General features: G+C 29.9%; 18 protein-coding genes and 1 pseudogene. All 19 read right to left on the bottom strand.

Annotation, left to right across the window (positions count from 1 at the left end; genetic code table 11):
- Positions 1 to 179 precede the first annotated feature (179 nt).
- Complete coding sequence (locus OW730_RS05160) at positions 180 to 1,058, bottom strand: leucine-rich repeat domain-containing protein (protein ID WP_271227999.1); 879 nt, start codon at positions 1,056 to 1,058, stop codon at positions 180 to 182.
- Complete coding sequence (locus OW730_RS05155) at positions 1,042 to 1,503, bottom strand: leucine-rich repeat domain-containing protein (protein WP_271227998.1); 462 nt, start codon at positions 1,501 to 1,503, stop codon at positions 1,042 to 1,044. The genes OW730_RS05160 and OW730_RS05155 overlap by 17 nt, the downstream gene beginning before the upstream one ends.
- Before the next feature lie 39 nt (positions 1,504 to 1,542).
- Positions 1,543 to 1,788: a hypothetical protein gene (locus tag OW730_RS05150; RefSeq protein WP_271227997.1), complete on the bottom strand. Its 246-nt coding sequence runs from the start codon at positions 1,786 to 1,788 to the stop codon at positions 1,543 to 1,545.
- Positions 1,789 to 1,796: 8 nt separating this feature from the next.
- Positions 1,797 to 1,964 carry a hypothetical protein gene (locus OW730_RS05145; RefSeq protein ID WP_271227996.1) on the bottom strand — a complete coding sequence of 56 codons (168 nt, stop codon included), beginning with the start codon at positions 1,962 to 1,964 and terminating at the stop codon, positions 1,797 to 1,799.
- A gap of 190 nt (positions 1,965 to 2,154) precedes the next feature.
- Positions 2,155 to 2,373, bottom strand: a complete 219-nt coding sequence (locus OW730_RS26920) for an RHS repeat-associated core domain-containing protein (protein ID WP_442945429.1) — start codon at positions 2,371 to 2,373, stop codon at positions 2,155 to 2,157.
- 592 nt (positions 2,374 to 2,965) lie between these two features.
- Positions 2,966 to 3,391, bottom strand: coding sequence for a tetratricopeptide repeat protein (locus tag OW730_RS05140; protein WP_271227995.1), 426 nt, complete (start codon positions 3,389 to 3,391; stop codon positions 2,966 to 2,968).
- Positions 3,392 to 3,512: 121 nt separating this feature from the next.
- Positions 3,513 to 4,745 carry an outer membrane protein assembly factor BamB family protein gene (locus tag OW730_RS05135; RefSeq protein ID WP_271227994.1) on the bottom strand — a complete coding sequence of 411 codons (1,233 nt, stop codon included), beginning with the start codon at positions 4,743 to 4,745 and terminating at the stop codon, positions 3,513 to 3,515.
- Between the two features lie 24 nt (positions 4,746 to 4,769).
- Positions 4,770 to 5,423: a hypothetical protein gene (locus tag OW730_RS05130; RefSeq protein ID WP_271227993.1), complete on the bottom strand. Its 654-nt coding sequence runs from the start codon at positions 5,421 to 5,423 to the stop codon at positions 4,770 to 4,772.
- A gap of 60 nt (positions 5,424 to 5,483) precedes the next feature.
- Positions 5,484 to 5,639 (bottom strand): annotated as a pseudogene (locus OW730_RS26915) (RHS repeat-associated core domain-containing protein); the annotation flags it as partial.
- A gap of 690 nt (positions 5,640 to 6,329) precedes the next feature.
- Positions 6,330 to 6,881 carry a DUF5104 domain-containing protein gene (locus tag OW730_RS05125; protein ID WP_271227992.1) on the bottom strand — a complete coding sequence of 184 codons (552 nt, stop codon included), beginning with the start codon at positions 6,879 to 6,881 and terminating at the stop codon, positions 6,330 to 6,332.
- Positions 6,882 to 6,899: 18 nt separating this feature from the next.
- Entirely contained in the window at positions 6,900 to 8,354 is a 1,455-nt protein-coding gene (locus OW730_RS05120; RefSeq protein WP_271227991.1) for an RHS repeat-associated core domain-containing protein, read from the bottom strand.
- Between the two features lie 101 nt (positions 8,355 to 8,455).
- A complete protein-coding gene (locus tag OW730_RS05115) occupies positions 8,456 to 8,578 on the bottom strand; it encodes a hypothetical protein (protein ID WP_271227990.1) in 123 nt (40 codons plus the stop codon).
- Positions 8,579 to 8,886: 308 nt separating this feature from the next.
- Entirely contained in the window at positions 8,887 to 9,342 is a 456-nt protein-coding gene (locus tag OW730_RS05110) for a hypothetical protein (protein ID WP_271227989.1), read from the bottom strand.
- A 64-nt stretch (positions 9,343 to 9,406) separates the two neighbouring features.
- Entirely contained in the window at positions 9,407 to 9,781 is a 375-nt protein-coding gene (locus OW730_RS05105) for a hypothetical protein (RefSeq protein WP_271227988.1), read from the bottom strand.
- Positions 9,782 to 9,840: 59 nt separating this feature from the next.
- Positions 9,841 to 11,097, bottom strand: coding sequence for an IS110 family transposase (locus tag OW730_RS05100; RefSeq protein WP_442945403.1), 1,257 nt, complete (start codon positions 11,095 to 11,097; stop codon positions 9,841 to 9,843).
- A gap of 158 nt (positions 11,098 to 11,255) precedes the next feature.
- Positions 11,256 to 11,873 carry a tyrosine-type recombinase/integrase gene (locus OW730_RS05095; protein ID WP_271227987.1) on the bottom strand — a complete coding sequence of 206 codons (618 nt, stop codon included), beginning with the start codon at positions 11,871 to 11,873 and terminating at the stop codon, positions 11,256 to 11,258.
- 520 nt (positions 11,874 to 12,393) lie between these two features.
- Positions 12,394 to 12,822, bottom strand: a complete 429-nt coding sequence (locus OW730_RS05090; protein ID WP_271227986.1) for a hypothetical protein — start codon at positions 12,820 to 12,822, stop codon at positions 12,394 to 12,396.
- Between the two features lie 359 nt (positions 12,823 to 13,181).
- On the bottom strand, positions 13,182 to 13,790 hold the full coding sequence (locus tag OW730_RS05085) for an Imm26 family immunity protein (RefSeq protein ID WP_271227985.1): 609 nt from the start codon (positions 13,788 to 13,790) through the stop codon (positions 13,182 to 13,184).
- 10 nt (positions 13,791 to 13,800) lie between these two features.
- Positions 13,801 to 21,423: a S8 family serine peptidase gene (locus OW730_RS05080; RefSeq protein ID WP_271227984.1), complete on the bottom strand. Its 7,623-nt coding sequence runs from the start codon at positions 21,421 to 21,423 to the stop codon at positions 13,801 to 13,803.
- Between the last annotated feature and the right edge of the window lie 14 nt (positions 21,424 to 21,437).

Below are 21,437 nucleotides of genomic sequence, written 5' to 3'. Positions count from 1 at the left end.
TCGGCTAGAAACTTTTCTTAGTTTTTGCTCCTCTTATACTTTGTTTTAAAATTATACTAACTACTAATACATCAAAGCTTCGCATTAAAGTCGCTTTGGCGCTTTCAGTTGTATTATTTTAAAAAGACTAACACAGGAATTTATTTCCTATGTTAGTCTTTTTCTGATACTAATTTATATTAATAAAATATATCCATACCTGTCTCAAATTTCATGTTTTCTAACTCATCTACATCAATATCTTCATTATGGAATATGCTTAACATCTTTAAATTCTTTATTTTTTTTATAGGATTAATATCATCAATCATATTATATGATAGACATAACTCTACTAAATTTTTTAATCCACTTAAACATTGAATATCTTCTATTTGATTATAAAATAAATCAAGCTTCTCTAACTTTTTCAATTCACTTAAACTTTCAATATCTTCTAACTCATTATATGATAAGTCAAGCTCCACTAAATTTTTTAATCCACTTAAACATTCGATACCTTCTATCTGATTGTGTGATAAATTAAGCTCTACCAAATTATTTAACTCAATTAAACACTCAATATTTTCTAGCTCATTATGTGATAAATCAAGTTCTTGGATATGATATAAGTTACTAATTGATTGTAAGTCTTTAATCCCACATGCTGATAGGTTTAAATAGATTAAATTTTTAAGTTGTTTTAATGGAGATGTATCTTTAAGTATATTTGAGTCTAATGATAATTTTTCTAAATTTCTAAGGTTGGAAAGTGGTGTAATATCAGTAATTTCATTAGTTTCCAAATCTAATTCCTTTAATTTAGTTAAATTCTTTAAATAACTTACATCATTAATCCCATCTGCAAATAACTTTAATTTCTCCAAATTCTCAAAATCCTTTATAAATTTCAAATCATGAATTTTATTGTTATATATATGCAACTCTCTAATTTGATTTTTATTTTTTATTTTATTTATAATGGATAAGTCACTCATAAATGCTGGCAACATTATGGCTGAAATCTTTGGATAATTATTTATTATATCAAAATCTTCATACTCACAAGGAAATCCCAAAAAATTCCAGTTCTAGAAAACCATCTAATTTTATTTCTACTACCTTAGTTTCATATAAATTTAAGTATTTTACTTTGTTTAAATTTCCTATTGGGTTCATATCAGTTACAGGATTATAACTCAAATCTAAATATACTAAATTATTTAAACAATTTAAAGGTTCTAAATCTTCAATGGAATTATCCTGTAAATCTAAATATTCAAGTTTTTTTAATTTACTTAATATTGAAATATCCCTTATACCTGTCTCTAATAAAGATAATTTCTTTAAATTAGTACAATACTGTAATAAATCTATGCTAGATAAGGACCCTTGATCTGAAAAATGGGCAACATATAGCTCTTTAACACTTTCTAATTCAGTAATCGTTATATCTCCATGTGGTTTATTTATTTCTTTTCTTACAGCTGCCTCCATAGTATGATCGTAGAATTTTACTTTCATCTTTAAACCCCTCTTTTACAAAATATGCTTTTTAACTAACTAATTAAATAATTTCTCCCAAGGTATATTGGGTGGGAACCCTTTATCATAGTCTGAAGCACCTGGTCTTCTGATATGCCAATGTCTGTTAACGTGTACCCGATCATTAACTGTCTTATTATCATAAGGGTGCCCTTCCCATTTTATTTTGGTTCTATCTAGCAAGGTCCATTCGACAGCTTTTCGTCCTTTAGTATTTTTACCATCCGCTATTGACCTTCCTTTTACACCAAATAACTCATCCAATTTTTGCTTTATTTTACCACGGTTAGAACCATCCTTCCTGGATCACTTGGCCATTGATCATTATTTTCATAATCTTCATCTAAACGCTTACCTTGATCCGTTAAACCATCATCAATAGGAGGATTAGAACTCTTTTTTTTTCTTCTTTTTCTTTGAAGATTCCTTCTTCTTTGCATAATGCATATTCTCCAGAGCTCTAAATGCTGGTATGACAAATCTGGCAGTTTCTCCTACAGCCTCAAATATCCCCATTAATCCATTAAATAGTCCTCGACTTTGAGGAAGTGATACTTGACCAGTTCCACCATATGTACCTATTCCACCAGAAAGAGTACCCCAAAAATCGGAATTATTGGTCTTATTTACCTAATGCCCACTCGGATCCACATACATAATAGGATTATTCGTACAATAAGTATAAAGATTTAGACTTAATGGATCATTCTCTTTTCCCCAATAACTATCCTCTGTAGTAAACCTTCCTATCTTTGGATCATAATATCTTGCTCTCAGGTAGTATAATCCGGTTTCACTATCAAAATACTCTCCACCATACCTAAATGGGTTTGTATCATTTGAATCAATATTCAGTTCATTACCAAATGTATCGTACTTATAGTTCTTTATAACATTACCATTTTCATCTGTTAACTGAACTATATCACCATGTCCACTTCATTTAATGTATAATTGATAATGGATAATGTATAATGATTGTGATTTCTCTCCGAGAAATTTTACATCTTATTAAACCTATTCCACCCTACAATAATTTTCATATATCCATATAACACTCTGAAGTCCTTGCCTTTCGGCTCAAAACTTTGGCTTTCTGAACTAAATTAATTACATAATAATACATAAAAGTGATTATTTATAAATGAATATAAGTAACCAGTATTACTATGAATATTAAAGAAAATCGTACTTTTCTCGTGTCTATTTTACTCAGATCACTCCACTAAGCTTTAAAACCTTGAAAATAGACACTTAGCCGTAAATCGACTAAATGTCTATTTATGTTCCTATCACTAGCAATAATCATCCATCAATCATAGGCATTATTATAATATATTCATAAGTTCAAATGTACCTTTTGTAATGATTTACCTTAAACTACATATCAAAAGGGCTTTTGGTTTTACATAATGATTACCTAAAGAAATTTCCATAAATTCTAATTAATTTTTTTTGCTGATTCATATATTTTTAATGCTGATAAAGCTATCTCACTATTAGGAAATTCCTGTAATACATTTTCATATAGTTCTTTAGACTTGTTTCCTTCACCTATCTGACTATAACAATAAGCCATATTAATTAAAGCCATTTCAGAATAGGAAATTCTACTTGAAGAAAGCAAAACAATTATTCGATATTTATCAATCCAATTGAAAGTTTTAAAAAAAGCATAGCTTTTTTTGAATTCTTTTATTGCTAAATCATATTTTTTATTTTTAAAGTATTTAATTCCCTTTCTATGATATCTAGGTATAGTTCTCTTTAATAATACAATTAATACAAAATAAATTATAGCACCATAAAAAACCGGCTCATCTACTTGAAAAAAGCTAAAAACATATGAAATTAAGCTGAAAACCATTAGTTTAATTATTACACCAAGCATCTTATTTGTCTAATAATAGGTTGTGAAGAAGCCATTTAATCCCTCCTTGTTTTATGCTACCAAATGTAGTTAATAATCTGATTTCTAAAATTATACTTTATTCTTCCCCAAGTGAATATAACTCCCATTTTACAATTTTTTTATCTTTCCACCCTTTTTTTCTAAAAGTATGACAGTTAGAAAGAATGTATATTAGATTGTCTTTTCCTAAAACACTGGAGATAATAACCCCATTTAATTCATAAGTCCAGATCTTTTCACCTTTTTCAGAAAATACTTCAATCCACGACTTATAATGGGGATAATTTTGCATGAAACTTTGTTGAATAATTTTTTTGCATTTTCCAATTATAGGTGGTACTCTTACTCCACCTGATACTTTTGTTATCCATCTTTCCTTCCCAGAACTATCCAAAGAAACTAATCTAAAATTACTTAAATTTAAATAAAGATTGCCCTCCATATCAATTGCTGGTGAAGTTACTACATTCCCCTCTTTTGGAGTGTATGTCCATAGAACATTTCCTTCTGAATCTAAAGCAAGTAATTTTCTTGATAAGCGAGCATATATTGTTCCATCATTTTTAATTGTAGGCGGATATGATCCCAATCCTTGTCCTAATTTTCTTTCCCATAGTTTATGTCCCATTTTATTAAAAGCACATAAAGTATGGTGATTGTTAAGCCCGATATAAATTATGCCATCTTTTGATATAATAGGTTCATACCAATTAATAGAATCAAATTCACATTTCCAGTTCAATATACCATTAGAAGAAATGCTGTACAATGTTCCAACCTCGTTACTATAAGTAAATAAATATACATTTTCTTCTTCATCAAGAACTGGTTTAGAGTGGGGGCTCTGATTTAGCGGAAACTCCCACCTTATAGTACCATCTGGATAAAGACAGAATAGTTTATCATTTTCACTTTCAAAATCATTTGTTGTTGTTAAATAAATTAATCCACTTTTACTAATTACAGATGGTTTTAATCTCATATCAGTTTTAAAAACTTCTTTTTTATCTCCACTATTACTCACTTTGATTATTCGTCCAAAATGTTCTCCAAATATATTATTATCACAGTCGGAAACTAATATATTATTCTCCCTATCCACTACAAATGATCCTGATACAATCGTTTCATCTACATAAGAATTCTCTTCGGTCACCTTCCACAATAATTTAGGATTATCTGGTATTGCAAACCTTGATTGTCTTGTCCAATTAATGTCAGTAGGATGAACTGCATACTTGTCATATGCTCCATTTTTGAATCCCCCTACTCCTTCATTATTATCAAATTGAGATATGTTATTAATCATCTATATCACTCCTTGTTGTTTATTTTAATGTCCTAAAATATATGATGCTGATCCTAATGCCCCTGCAAGACTAGGAATATCATCAGCAATTCCTGCTCCTCCAGTAAATACATCTTCTGCAAGTGTTCCTAATATTATGCCTCCTACAACAACTGATGCTGCAAATTGTCGTTTTTTATATAAGCTTTTAACTGCAGTAGATGTTACAGTTACTCTATCTCCAAATTTGTCATATTTATAGAAAGAGTAATTTGCTAATCCTGGTTTATCGAAAGTTATCATCATTTTTATGTCTTTAATTACGTCTATATCCGTGATTGGTTTCATTGTAAATCCTTCCATTAAATCCCCATCAGTCATATACTTATTTAATTGGGCTGTTCCGTCTGTCCCTATTGGTTTAACTTCCCAAACCATATCTCCGGATACAATATCTGCTTCATATTTTTTTGCTCTACCCCACCGGTTTTTTTGAGTTTTTGATGTAATTTCATATTCCAAGATAGAATCATATCCACGTTTGTTCAATTCCTTTGCAATATTAAGTTGAGCTATTTCATGAAAAGCCGTCCAAACAGCTCCACCATTTGCGATTAAAGTAAAGGTAGATATCAATTTATCATCTAATATGCCGTCATTGTATAATCCACTTATACCACGTAGAGCTTTAACTGGCATATGCCCACTCGGATCTCCATACATCACAGGATTATTTGTACAATACGTATAAAGGTTTAGACTTAATGGATCATTCTCTTTTCCCCAATAACTATCCTCAGTCGTAAATCTACCAATTTTAGGATCATAATATCTTGCTCTCAGGTAGTATAATCCGGTTTCACTATCAAAATACTCTCCACCATACCTAAATGGATTTGTATCATTTGAATCAATACTTAATTCGTTTCCAAATGCATCGTACTTATAGTTCTTTATAACATTACCATTTTCATCTGTTAGCTGTATTACATCACCATGCCCGTTGTATAAATAGAATATTTTCTTATTATCTTTTTCTACAGCTATAAGGTTAATTCCTCTGATGTATTCTGATATTATGTTGTTTGATGAATCTGTTTCTGCAACAATACTTTGTCCATCCCAAATATGGTTTGTTGTGTTGCCATTAATTGTTTTAGTTATTCTTAAACCATCACTTCCACGCTTCGCTTAATTGAGAATTGAGAATGTAGAATTGAGAATGATTGTGATTTCTCTCCGAGAAATTTTACATCTTATTAAACCTATTCCACCCTACAATAATTTTCATATATCCATAAAACACTCTGAAGTCCTTGCCTTTCGGCTCAAAACTTTTTTTACTTTCTCCTTATTTGTTACCTTTATCTCTTACTCCTTATAACTACTAATCCTAAAGAACTTCGTTCTAAAACCTTAAACCTTTTAAACCATCAAAGCTTTCGTATTAAGTCGCTTAATCACTTTCTTATATATTATTTTAAAAAGAGTAACAAAGTCTTTATTTACTTTGTTACTCTTTTTTGTTTATACTTCACCCCTAATGAAGGCTGGCTGGCCTAACTAAGTTTGCCCAAAGTCGATTGTGATTATTTTTATCTTTTGCTATTCAAATGGTATATAGATTCCGACACGCGGTATCCTTTTGCGGCCATCAAATAATATCTTTTGCTCGCCATCATATATTTTTTTTCTATCTTCTGCTTTTACTACCAAGAGCATATAAAGACCAACATTATTAGGGTGTTCTGTGTCAACTGGATAATCTTCTAGTAAAAAGAAGTATTTTTTTTTATCGGTATTTACATAATAATATGAACTGACTTCTTTAATTTTATGTCCATTATTATTTGATTCGAACACTGTGGGGCCACTTGATTTTTTCCATGAATCAACTTCACCTTGAAAAAAATCAAATAAGTTATCCATGCTATCGTCAAAATCATCGGCTTCATCCAGAGCCTTTTCGGAGAACACCACCTTCAAGGCATCTTTATCCTGATTCTCCAATGCTTCAATTACCTCTTTCAATCTAGCCTCTGCTTTTTTATCATCGTTATCCTTGAAAAGCCTTCCCGTTCTTGAACATCCTACCGAACATGAACTTAAAAACAACATACTAAGTATAAGTATTGAGCTAATTATAAATTTATTCATAAGCCATTTTCCTCCCTACTAAAATTCGAATCTTAATAAATATTCTTTTACTATGGACCATTTATCTATATTTTTCAAGTAGTCATCTGATTCAATAAAAGCATCATACATATCTTCCTTGCCGGAAAAGTCAACTGTGTAAATAGCTTTCAAGTTGCTGGCTTGAATATCATCCTTAAATTTCGGATTAAAACCTGTTATCCACCATTGATTTTGATTCGGCTTGTAATTATTAATTATAGTATTCCCACCATTGTCCTTTAGTGTCAATGACATGGGTAAAGCTAAGCTTTGATCCACAAGCCAGTGTGGTGTTGAAAAACCCATTATTTCTAGTCTTCTGTATATTCCTAACTCAGCACCTGCTCCTAAATTTATATAATCACCTTTCCATGCCCAAAAGATTAAATCTTTTCCTTTATATTCAAATTCAAATTTAGCTTTATCCATACTTGAGCCTAAATCAAATGCTAAGTCGTACAAATCATTATAACCAAAATATTGCTGCCAACAATCAAAGCTTGCGTGGTAAATGCCATCATCATCTACATCCATCTGCAAGAAAAATCCTCCTATATCAGAAGTGTCAACGGAGAAATTCTTGTAATCTGTTTTCTCTCTAACAAAAGTAGACAATGATTCAAGCTTATCATTTACAAACTTATCTGACCTGTGTAAAAGTTCAGACAGCGATGGAAAGTTTCCAGACGGATCAACATATATTATTGGGTTGTTATGACAATAAGTATACAAATTCAAACTCAACGGATCACTATCTTTACCCCAATAACTATCCTCTGTTGTAAACCTTCCTATCTTTGGATCATAATATCTTGCTCTTAAATAATATAATCCTGTTTCTTTGTCAAAATACTCTCCACCATACCTAAATGGGTTTGTATCATTTGAATCAATATTTAACTCATTACCAAATGCATCATATTGATAGTTCTTAATCACATTACCATTTTCATCTGTTAGCTGTATTACATCACCATGCCCGTTGTATAAATAGAATATTTTCTTATTATCTTTTTCTACAGCTATAAGGTTAATTCCTCTGATATATTCAGATATTATGTTGTTTGCAGCATCTGTTTCAGCTATTATGTTTTGTCCGTCCCAAATGTGATTTACTCTGTTGCCATTTACTGTTTTGCTTCTTCTTAAACCGTTACCGTTATAGGTATATGAAGCTGTTGTACTGCCTATTTGAGCATTAGTTAATTGATTTAACCCATTGTATTTATATGATACTTCTACTATGTCGTTAGTAATGTTTTGAAGGTCAAATGGTGCTATCTTTTTACTTCTGTTATTGCTATCATCGTAGTCATATTCAACTGGGTCTTTTCCTTGCTCTTTCTCTGTTTCTAGTCTGCCTAATCCGTCATATTTAAATTCTCTTGTTCTTGATGGTTGTCCTTGTCTTTCTTCTATTTCTTTTTCTCTGTTTCCATCTAAATAACTCAACGCTTCGCTTAATGTATAATTGATAATGGATAATGTATAATGATTGTGATTTCTCTCCGAGAAATTTTCATCTAATTAAACCTATTCCACCCTACAATAATTTATATATATCCATAATACACTCTGAAGTCCTTGCCTTTCGGCTCAAAACTTTTCTTAGTTTTTGCTCCTCTTATACTTTGTTTTAAAATTATACTAACTGCTAATACATCAAAGCTTCGCATTAAAGTCGCTTTAGCGCTTTCAATTGTATTATTTTAAAAAGACTAACACAGGAATTTTCTTTCCCATGTTAGCCTTAATCTCAGCTCGCTACAGAATTTAGTTTATGCATCGAATTTTTTATAACTACTAAATAACAGAAGCTATAAAACTATTAATTAGTCATATCATCTATTAATTTATACCTGATAATGTAGTGAGATTTCACTACATAATGCATTTACTTCACTCAAAATCTGTCTTTACACCTATTGAGCTATTGATATTCCAAATTATTATCTTTAAGTTTCATCAAGTTTATATTTACATTTTATTGGATAAAGTAGGGTTTCAACCATAGTGCTTTTAACCTATTTTGATTGGTTACAGCAATTGTGTTTTTTGCAAATTCAACAGAAAAATCATTATCTTCAATTTTATCATTACCAATACAAACCCAACCTGAATTTTTATCAAAATAAGTTGTCCATACTCCAGCATCAATTAATCTTATATTTTCACCTGCGTCAATTCCATCTTCTAGATATAATCTACCTTTAATTGAATTTGGTTTTACTAATTCTCTACTTATCCAAGTATTAATATCATTGTATCCCCAAACTTGACAAGCAAGTTTGGTTTCAGAATCAAAAGTAAGATTTATATATCCTATAAGAAGTGTACAATCAGAATTTTGTATAGGTTCAAAATCAAAGGATAAATCGTCTTTTGAGTATATAACCTCTCCCTGATTTATTTGTACATGCTCCTCAACCTTAAAAATCATTTCTTAATCCCTTCTTCCTTTTAAATTAGTTTATAGTTTTACATTTCAATTATCTATTAACTTATTACTTTCTTGAATTGAAAAGAAAATGTACAATAGTGTTTGTATCTCCATTTACCACTAATTCCCACACTCCTTCTTTTCCTGCAAAACTTCCTGGTACATCCCATCTTAATCCATTCACTATTCCACCTGGGTCTGAAATTGGGCTTTTGGCATTCATAATCGAATCTAGTAATAACGAAGTTCCTTTTTCTACATATGGTCTTGTAGATTCTCCCTTATAAAACTTTGTTTGAAATGCATCCTCACCAATTTTATAAATTTTGTCTGATTTGTAGACATCATTTATATGGTTTTGAGCAGTTTTTGTAAACTTTAAATCAGATGCATCTATACCATATTTATTAAGATTACCCGCCCCCTCTGCATAAAACAAATAACCTAAAATAAATGGCTTAAAGCCTATACAAAGGTTTCCATATTAACTTTATTTTATCATACTGCTTCTTTGTTTGTAATAACTGGCATTACATATTCTGTTCTATTTTTTAACATTCCATATATTATGTTTACAAGCCTTCTCATTACAGATACCAAAGCTTGTGGTTTTGTTTTCCCTTCCCTTATTTTCTTATTATAATACTCATAAAACACAGGATTCCTTGGTAATTTACTACCCTTTGCTGTTTGTACCTGCTGTATTGCTAAAAAATAGAATACTCCATGAAGTGTTCTGTTTCCTTGCCTGCTTTTTTGCTCTTTCCCTTTACCTGCTGAACTAAATTTAATAGGGGCAATACCTGCAAACCTTGCAAGCTTATCAGCATTACTAAACCTATTAATATCCCCTATTTCAGCTATAAGCTGTGTTTCTGTAACTATATCTATTCCAGGCATTGTATGCAATTTAAATCCCATTTTTCCTACAATTATCCTTAATTCTTCTTCAATTTCTTTCATTTGTTCTTTATTAAATCTAATCTGCTTTACTATACTTTTAACTATAAAATCTCTCACATCTTGATGGTCTCTAAATGTATTTCCATCACTTTGCATTAACTCTAATATATTAAGTGATTTTCTTGTTGAACATGCATTATTGCTTGCTTTTCGTAAAAACACAGTTAAATTTTCTACAGTAATATTCTTTAAATGTTGAGGTGATGGGTACTTTTCCCAAAATGCTAGAGCTGTTTTACCACCTATATCAGAAAAAAATTTCTTATAGCTTGGATAATTATGCTTTAACTGTTCATTTAATTGATTTTGTAATATAATCAAATCCTTTACTAAAGAATTTCTCCTACCTACAAGTTGTTTTAGTGTCCAATATAAATCATTTGGATTAGCATTTGGTAATGTATATAGCTTAGCTATAAGTACACAAGCTACACAATAAGCATCATAATTATCATTCTTTTTTGTTGTTGGAGAACTCATTCTTTGTGCCCATGATAATGATGGATTTACTGCTTTTACTTCATACCCTTTTTCTAATAGATAAACAGCTAAACTTCTTCCATAACCACCTACATCTTCAAGCCCAAAAACAGGAATCAATTCTTTACTATGTTTATGTACTATTTTAAGCAATTTACTAAAGGCATTAGGTTTATTTTCAAAAGTTATACTGTCCAATATTTCATTCCAACAGTTAATAATAACTGCTGTATGGGTTTCTTTATGCAAATCTACACCAATATAAATATAATTCTGTTTCTTATGCAAAAACTCACTCCTATTCTTGTGCATTTATAAACAAAAGGATACAGGCAACCTCAGCTACTGAGCATTAATGCAATTCTGCATTTGCAAGGGGGCGACAGCCAATCTATCCTTTTTGTTTTACTTGTTTCTGACACTAAATATATAAGTCTTTTTATTTAAAATTAAAGTACATTAGTAAGTTTTTATAAGTTTAAACTTGTATAAACATCTTTAATAACTTCTTTAGTAATACCTATATATCTTAAAGTAACAGCACTACTACTGTGATTTAACATTCTTTGTAGAGTTTCTAATATCATATGATTTGTTCCAATATTATTTATATATGTGTGGTAAGCAAATGTTTTTCTTAGGCTGTGTGTACCATAATTACCTTTAACATTAAGATCTCTAAGAGTATTTTTTATTATGCTGTGTGCATAATTAACAGTTATGTGTCCACCTTTTTTACTTTTAAACAAGTAATCATCAATGTTATAAGTATTTAAACTGGTTATATATCGCTTTATTGCTTCCTTTGCACTTTTATTTAAAACAAATTCTCTAGTCTTCCCTGTTTTTTCTTCAACTATTTTCACACTATCAATAATTTTATTACCTTCTATTACATCTCTTATTTTTAAATTTAATAAATCTCCTGCTCTAAGCCCAATATTTATACCTAAAACAAATAAAAGGTAATCTCTTTTATTTTCCTTACCTAAAAAATACTGCTTTATTTTTGCTATATCTTTTAATTTTTTTATAGGCTCCACTTCACCAGCCTTTGGTATTCCTCGACTTGTTTTGTTAACTTCCATAGCTCCACCTTCTTCCATATATTAACTTTTGATAATTACAATAGCAGAAGTTAATATAAAAGTAAACTCTAAGTTTATACATAAATTAGTATATTCTTTACTTTCCCTTTCATGGTAAGGCTTTATATAGAATTAATTTAATATTAACTTCTTTTATTAGTTAATATTAAAGCAAAAAAATACAGCAGGTTAATTCCTCCTGTCTGTATAACTATAAACAATTAATTTAATTCCATTTTATCTCCACTTTATTGCCTTGCTGTCAAAGCTTCCTACTCCACTCCATATGTTTATCCGTTTTTATGGTTAATCAATGTAAATAGGCTTTTTGGTGGCTAATAAAAATATATAATATATTTTATACAAAAATCTGTAGTAATACTGATATATTATTTAATAATACTTAATTCCTTGATATGTAAGTATTACTTATATACTTGTTAATTATATAGGCTTTTCAAATATCCCTAACCCTTGTAAAGTCAGTAACTTCAGCATTTTCTTTTGTAAAAATAAATACCTATAATTTTGATTTTCTTAATAAAGTACTTTGGTTTTCAATGTATTCTAAATACCCTTCTAAGTAATAAATATTTTTAAAATGTACTTTCTTAATTCCTTCTCGCTCTTTCCAATACTTATTCAAAGCTTTTGTTATAGTATTGCAGGGCTGTGCATTTATTAAAGCAATATGTATATGTGGTTTAGTTTTACAATTTATTCTTTTAGGTTCATAGAACTTATCTTTTGGTCTACCTTTTTTACTGGTTAACTCTTTATACTTTATAGCAAAATTACTTTTATGTTGTGAAACAACTAAGATGATTTCATAATTCCATCCTTTCTTTTTACCATAGTATTTTATGTATCTTAATAATGCCATTGCTTTTTTACTTAATTCATCTATAGAGTTCTGTTTATCTGTATGTAAAGTAATTGCTTTATCCATTATTTTTCTTCTCCTTTATTACATATTTCTAAATAATATATAATAAAAAACTCATAAAATTAAAGAAAATTAGTTTCTACTATTTTTCCGCTTCTAACATCTTTGGGAATTATATTACCTAATTCATTTATTCCTATGTTAGAAGTGTCACCTATCTTCTTTTAAATTTTCCATAATCCGAAACAATTTAAGTTGTTTATGAATAAGTTGCATTACTTCTTTCTGGAATACCATTATATCTACACCAAAAACTCCTTTATTAAAATCATTTATAAACTGCTAAATTTTTAATATATAATTTAAACGCCAACCCTGCAGGTTAATGCAGGGTTGACGTAAACTCATTGTAACACAATAACTTAAAAATCTAATAGCGCTGGATCAATAATCAATTCTTTTTCAACATTACGAGCAATACCAGTTATTGTTGCTATTCCATATGTTCCAAGAATTATTGGTTTGTGATCAATTTCTATACCATTCTCTTTGAAATACTTTCCTTTTCCAATACTGTAAAAACCATAATCAAGTTGTTTCTCTTTTTGGTCAATTGGTAAATTTGCTATTGTAAAAAAGAAGCCTTTTGACCAGTACGTTGAATCAACAATTTCAGGTCCGATTAACAAGTCATCATAATTTGGAAAGTAATTTGCCATATCAATTGAATTTGTTTTGCTCTTAAATATAACCACTACGCTTTTGCCATGAATAAAGGTATCCTTAGTAATGTGATTAATATCAGACTTTAAAACACGTCCATAGAAATATACACCTTCCCTTGGACTCACCAAAAATATGTCTCCCTCATTAGGTGGATTTTTGGTTTTTTTAATAACCTTAAACTGGTAGTCTTTTGAATTCATACTGTTTAAAGCTTCAAGTTTCTTTTGAGTTTCAATTGGTTGTTCTGAAAATCTTTTTTTCCATCTCGCTGAAAGCGGATTATCATTAATCCCTTTTAATAACATATTATTCCTCCTATTTTAAACTATTTATATAATTCTCAGCCCACTTAAGAGCCTCTTTGTAGTATTTAGATTTAGGGCTAATACTATTGGCTTTATTCAAAGCAGCAGGGCCATGTTCTATTAAATATTGTTCCAACGCCCTAGCTTGATTTCTTGTTAAGTTTGATAATTGGGTTTCTAAATAATCTAACCCTTTTCCTTTAGGTCCATAATTGTGTTGATACAATCTCTTTGCTAAAGTTTGTTTTGTTATACCTGTATAAACAGCCTCGCCATCTTTCATACCGAAGTATACAACATTGTCAACATCACCTTTATTTAACCATTTGAGAACATCATCCGATAAATCAAGATTACTAGCCCCCTTAGAAGCACTCCTCACAGATATATTAACCGATGTGTTAACTGCAGCTTTCAAAAGTGTATTAGCTATATACATATCTCCCGCAAAACTTCCTAAACCAGTAATCCCATCTGTTACATTATACAAAGTTTCGTTTCCTGCCATAAAATCATCTCTAATAACATTATTACCTGTAAATGATTCAACTACTTCAGCAGAACCCATTAATCCCTGTATTAAACCAAAAGTTGCGGTTCCAGCTAAAATTATTCCTCCTACTGTTCCAACCGCTGGTGCTGCCACAATAGTCGCTCCTATAGTTAAAACACCACCTGCTACTTTTAATAAACCTAACCCTAATTTACCCCACTGCGGCCAATGCCCACTTGGATCCAAATACATAACAGGATTATTCGTACAATAAGTATAAAGATTCAAACTCAACGGATCACTATCTTTTCCCCAATAACTATCCTCTGTTGTAAACCTTCCTATCTTTGGATCATAATATCTTGCTCTCAGGTAGTATAATCCGGTTTCACTATCAAAATACTCTCCACCATACCTAAATGGGTTTGTGTCATTTGAATCAATACTTAATTCGTTTCCAAATGCATCGTACTTATAGTTCTTTATAACATTACCATTTTCATCTGTTAGCTGTATTACATCACCATGCCCGTTGTATAGATAGAATATTTTCTTATTATCTTTTTCTACAGCTATAAGGTTAATTCCTCTGATATATTCAGATATTATGTTGTTTGCAGCATCTGTTTCAGCTATTATATTTTGTCCGTCCCAAATGTGATTAGTTGTTTTTCCGTTAATTGTTTTAGTTATTCTTAAACCATTTCCATTGTAGGTGTATGAAGCTGTTGTACTGCCTATTTGAGCATTAGTTAATTGATTTAACCCATTGTATTTATATGATACTTCAACTATGTTGTTAGCAATGTTTTGAATGTCAAATGGTTCTATCTTCTTACTTCTGTTATTGCTATCATCGTAGTCATATTCAACTGGGTCTTTTCCTTGCTCTTTCTCAGTTTCTAGTCTGCCTAAGCCATCGTATTTGAATTCTCTTGTTCTTGATGATTGTCCTTGTCTTTCTTCTGTTTCTTTTTCTCTGTTTCCATCTAAATAATAGGAGTAGGTGTATTTTGATAGTACTGTTGTCCCTTTTTTGTTTGTTAGTTCTGTTAAAAGGTTTAATAGGTTATAGTTATATACTACTGTTATTCCATTTGGATATTGTAGTGTTTCTCTATTTCCATTGTCATCGTAGGTATATGATGCTGTTTCTTCTTGGATTCCGTTGTTTGATTTATATACTTTTGCAAGTCTGTTTTGTTTGTCGTAATCATATTTTATTTTTGATTTTATATTATCATTGATTGATAGTATAAAGCTTTTTCTGTTATTAGCTGCATCGTAGGTGTATTGTTTTTTTACTCCTGTGGAATCTTTTTCTGTTGTTAGTCTGCCTAAGTCATCATAGAGATATTCTGTTGTTATGCCTTCACTATTCATGGTTTTTATCTGCCCTGTTAGAGTGTAGGTATAGTTTACAGATGTATTTCCTTCTCCTGATGGTGTTGTAACTGTTCTTGTTTTTATTCTGTTTAATCCGTCATATGTTATCTTGATGATGTTTTTATTTCTATCTGTTTTTTGAAGAATTTTCCCTGTGTTATTGTATTTATCGTAGGTTTCTTCTTTGCTTAATGGGTCTATTCTTTTAGATAGATTGCTGTATTTATCGTACTCATATTTTGTTACTGAGTATTCCCTATCACCATTTTCCACTATGTTATCTAGTCCGTTTATTGTTAGTGGTTGGGATAGTCCTGTGTACATTCTTAGTTTGTTTCCTAATTTGTCATAGAAATATTGAGTATAATTCTCTGTGATTCCATTATCATAGGTTGTTACCTTGGTGAGCATGTTTCTTGGGTTATACTCATAGGTTATCTTGTTATAGTTTTCTGCTTCACCTATTTTATTTCTTTGTACATACTGTTCTATTAGGTTTCCATTTTTATCGTAATGGTACTTTTTAACTGAGTAATGCATTGTTCCATTTTTATTCTCAAATGGAATCTTTTCTTTTAAGACTCTTCCAAGTTTATCGTATTCAAAGGTTGTTGAATACTTTTCTGCTGCATTGTTACCTTTCATATCTGTTGTGGATTTTACTCTTCCTAGGTCATCATACTTAGTAGAAGAATAATTTCCATCTATGTTGTACTGTCTAATGAGTCTTCCTGCAAAATCATATTCAAACTTAGCAGTATATGGTTCTGTCCAATTTTCATCGTAAGCTCTAGCTGATTTTTCTTGAACTTTGTTTCCTAGATAGTCATAGGTAAATGTATCTTTATATATCTTTCCTTCATGGTTTCTTTCTAGTATTGATGTGTTTCCAACTCTATCTATATATGTTTTAGTTGTTATCTTCGGAGAGCTTGCATCTCCTTTTACTACTTTTGTTACTGATGAATATTTTCCTTGTGGATCTGCATCATCATATATATAACTTTCATAATAGAGAAGGGTTCCATCAAATTCTTTTATTTCTTTAATTTTAAGTCTGCCATCATTGAAGTAAGTATACGTTGTGATATGTCCTTTATTAGCTTCATTCTCATTGTATATTTTTTCTTCTTTAAGCTTCATATTGGAATCATAATTACATTCTTTAATTATTTTGCCTGTTACAACAAATGGTCCATTATCTTTATATTCTTGACTATTGGTATCATTATAAGGTACCACTGTTTGTACATCTATTAAGGACTTTAAATTCCCTAGACTATCATACTCTGCACTGAATTGATTTCCTTCTTCATCTGTAACCAACATGCTATTAGAAATATCATTATATTGATAACTTTTAAAGCTTGAATCAGCATTGATTTCTTTTGTAATTCTCCCTAGGTTATCATATTCACAGAAAACTTTATTCTTTTTACTGTCAATTTTTTCTATGACATTACCTAAATAATCATATTTAAATTCTTGTTCTACATTTCCTAGATTATTACCATCAAAATCCTCTACTCCTTCAACCCACTGTTTTGTTAAATAAGCTCCATTAAGTGGTTTTCCAGAGTTTATTCTATTAAGGTCATTGTCATTATAGCTGTATTTTGTGGCTATATATTTTGTCCAGTTTCCATTTCCATCTTTATAATATTGTCTCTCTTCTATTATGTTTCCAAATGAATCATAGCGATATTCTGTTTGAGCTTTTAGCACATTATTCTCATACACTCTTGCAAATTGAATATTTTTGTTATCAGGGTAAGGAGTAAGTTCCTCTTTAATTATGGTATCCTTGTCTTTCTTATAAGTCTTTGAGGTTACATAATGATAAACAGAATTATATTCCATTGTTGTTTTATGTTCATCATTGATTGGCACGTTTTCACTATTTCTATCAGCTTGTACATCCCACTGACCTGTTAAATCACCATAACCACTGCTGTCATACTGGTAATTTTTAACCTTTTTAATTACCTGAGTGCTGTCTAGTTTATCATAAGTCTTGTTAATTACTTTTAAAGGCAGTTTATTAGAGTCATACTCTGTTACAACTTCGCTTGTTAATACCTCATTATCTTTAACTTCTTCCTTTTTCAGTAGATGTTTATTATTAAAGGTGAAAGTTGTTTTTATTCCCTTTGAATCAGATACTATAGTTTCATATTCAAAAGTATCAGGTAAACTGCTTGGATCATTATGTTGTCCAAATCCTGTGTAATTGCCTTGGTAGGTATATTCAGAATAATTATTTTGCTTCCCATCACGTTTTGTATCCCATCTTGATTTTATTCTGAAGTATTCTTCTGCTCCTTCTTTTCCTTTATTCCTAATTGATTTTTCATAATTATACGTTGTTGATGCTCCAGTATTATATGTTACTTTTTCAAGTAAAATTTGCTTATTGTCTACTCTTAAACCACTTTTTTGCCATACATCTTCTTTAATATAATTAACTGCATAATCATATTTTGTGGCTCTATTATTCTGGTCTATTGTTTCAACAAGTTTATATACTCTATTTTCAACATTTTGCAGAATATATCTTATTTTATTTCTATCAGGTAAAACCAACTGTATTTCTTTACCATTTGTTAGTCTGTCTGTGCTTGAAAGGTATTTTACATTAACTTCTCTTCCCATTGAATCAATTATCTTATATAAAACTTTTGTATCACTTATTCCAAAAAAATTAGAGTTATATTCATAATAATATTTTATTTTTTCTCCATATACGTTTTCAGTACATAATAAATAACCATTATTATCAAAATATTTCTTAACTCCATTTTTATATTCAAGTACATACTCTGAAATACGCTCATCTTCACTAAAACTCTTACTTCGTTTAAATACCATATCTACTAAGTCATATTTTTCTAAGTTAGATCCACCTTTACTAAAATCTACTTCATATACAGCTCCTGAACTAAGGTTTAAAACTAAATTATTACCTATTCTATCTAAGCTGTCTATATTCCAACTCCATCCAATACCCATTTGATTTTTTTTGTATTTTAGTGATCCATATGAGGTTCTATGATTGTAGTCTGTTTGTATATTATATACATAATAAGGAATTCCATAATCTTTTACATATATATTTCCCTCTGAATCTATCCATGTTGTATCCTGATAATTCATATTTGGGGATACACCACATATACCACTACCACACTGTACTCCATTCTTTGTTGTGGTGTACCTTATATAATATCCACTTAAATTTCTAGTCCTAACAGATCCTGTAACATTATATAGTAATGCATCATCAGAACTATAATCTAGATAAAGGTCTAAATCCATTCCATTCCTTCCTGCTAGATTTATACCTTGTATAGTTCTATTCAAGCTTCCCGATTTTGATTCAATACTTTCATCAATTCCATTTCCCACTAGCATAGGAACCTTATTCTCTATAGTGTCAACGATTTCTTCCTCAGTTTGTAAATAATACATCTCATCTTTTACTATGATTCTTTCTCTATGATAATCTAGTATTTTATCATCAATATCTTCTATTGAGTAACCTTGTTCTTTACTAAAATTTAATAGATTTGTAAAGTTCACATTATATACTTTAACTAAGAACTCAACTCTTTCCTTTTCTTCATCAGAAAAATTCTCTATTAAAGCTTTAATCACACTCTCATTATTAGCTTCACTGTCTTTTATTATTATTTCCTCCATAGGTATACCAAGAGCATTACTAATAATGAATGCTGAATCAATATTCCTATAGCTATATCCCCTTAAAAAATAGGATTTATATATGCCATATTCATCGTTAGTTAAACCAAGAACTACTTTTGAAACATTTAGCATCATAAGTTCATAGGTTATGTTATAATAATCTCTATTACTTCTCATAATCTCTTCTACTTCTTCAATAGTAAAATCATACTTTTTAACTAAAATAGATATATCAATTGCTTCATTTATTGTATATCCCTTTTCTTCGCAACTAATAAGTGTAGTTAAATCAATATCATAAAAATTAAGTATGATATTTAAGTCTTCTTGTGAAAAATCACTTATTCTATGGTATTTGTTTAAAATCTCTGTTATCAATTCCATTTCATTTACAGGAGGATTCTCCTCTAAATACCTAAAAGCTTCAACATTATTAATAACTCTTCCTTGAGGTAATGATGGCACTTCTACAGAAGACTCAATAATTGCATTCTTAAGCTCACTTATTCCAATATCTCTATATTCACCTAAAATCAATGCTGCTTGACCTGTTACAAAGGCTGTTGCCATTGAAGTACCACTCAAATAACCATATTCATCATTTGGCAGTGTACTTATTATATTTTCTCCAGGTGCATATACATCTACAGATACTTGTCCATAGTTTGAGTTGTATGCTAATTCTTCATTCTGATTTATTGAACCAACAGTTATTATGTTTTCGCTATCATATGATGCTGGATAGAAAGGTTTGCTATCTATATTCTCTCCTTGATTCCCTGCGGGGAAGATAAATAACATTCCTGATTCTTCAATAACATCTCTAAGAATTGGGTTATAATGTTCACTTCCCCAGCTGCAGTTCATTATCTTAACATTCTTGTTCGTTGCATACTCTATAGCTTCAATAATATCACTTGTGTATGCTTCTCCATTTTCGAAAACCTTTAGAGGAATAATCTTAGCCTTTGGCGCTGTACCTGATACCCCTATTCCATTATCTTTTGTAGCTGAAATAATTCCCGCTATATGAGTCCCATGATTTTCTGATTGGTATTCATAAGCATTAAAAACACTATTTGAATTGTTGATAAAGTCCCATCCAAAAATGTCATCTATATAACCGTTATTATCATCATCTATCCCATTTTGAATTTCATTGGTGTTAATCCAAATATTCTTTGCTAGATCTTCATGTGCTATATCAATTCCTGTGTCAATTACTCCCACTACAACTCCATCACCTTGAATATCATCAAGGTTTATTGCACTGCTAGTAGTGGAAGTATTATACTTAATTTCGCTGTTAATTTTAGATCCATCAATTTTAATTGCACTACTAGTGGTAGAATCATTAATACTTATGGCACTACCTGTAGTTGTATTCAATATATCAAATGAATTATTATTCTTAAATATATATTGAAGTCCCCACTGTGCATCATAATAGGTGTCATTACTCATGAGCTTAATCTTATAATCAGGTACAATATATTCTATCTCCTCATCAGAAGATGCCAATTTTTCTAATTCTTCATAACTGATTTTTGAATTTGTTAAGATTAATTCATAATCTTTCTTTTTAGATTTCTTTGACTTTTTTATCTTCCCCTTTAAAGCTTCTTTAATTTTTTTAGACTGATTAATATTATCTTCTGCAAACTTTTTATTATAGCCATTTTTGTCTTTCTTATACTTAACTATAAACCTATCAGTTTCTTCAATATTGTTTTTGTTTTTATTTTTTTGTTTACTTTCTTTTTTATCTTTCTCTTTATTACTATTATTGTTATTGTTATTGTTATTGTTATGATTTTCTTTTCCATTATTATTTTTTATAATTGATTTATCTTTTTGATTTTGTTTATTCCATTTATCATTCTTATCTTTTTTCTCTTTACTTTCTATACTATTATTAGAATTCTTCACATCTTGTTTTTTCTCTGACTTTGCAATGGTAATCCCCTGCGCTGCAATGGGAGAAACAATGGTACTACTTAAAAATACAACCATAAGAAAAGCAGATATAAGTCTCTTATAAAATTTATTCACTTTATTAATCGCCC

It is taken from the genome of Oceanirhabdus sp. W0125-5 (assembly GCF_027938815.1).
Lineage (GTDB): Bacteria > Bacillota > Clostridia > Clostridiales > Clostridiaceae > Oceanirhabdus.
Note: the sequence above shows the minus strand (reverse complement) of the source record. Positions and strands in the feature narration are given on the sequence as shown.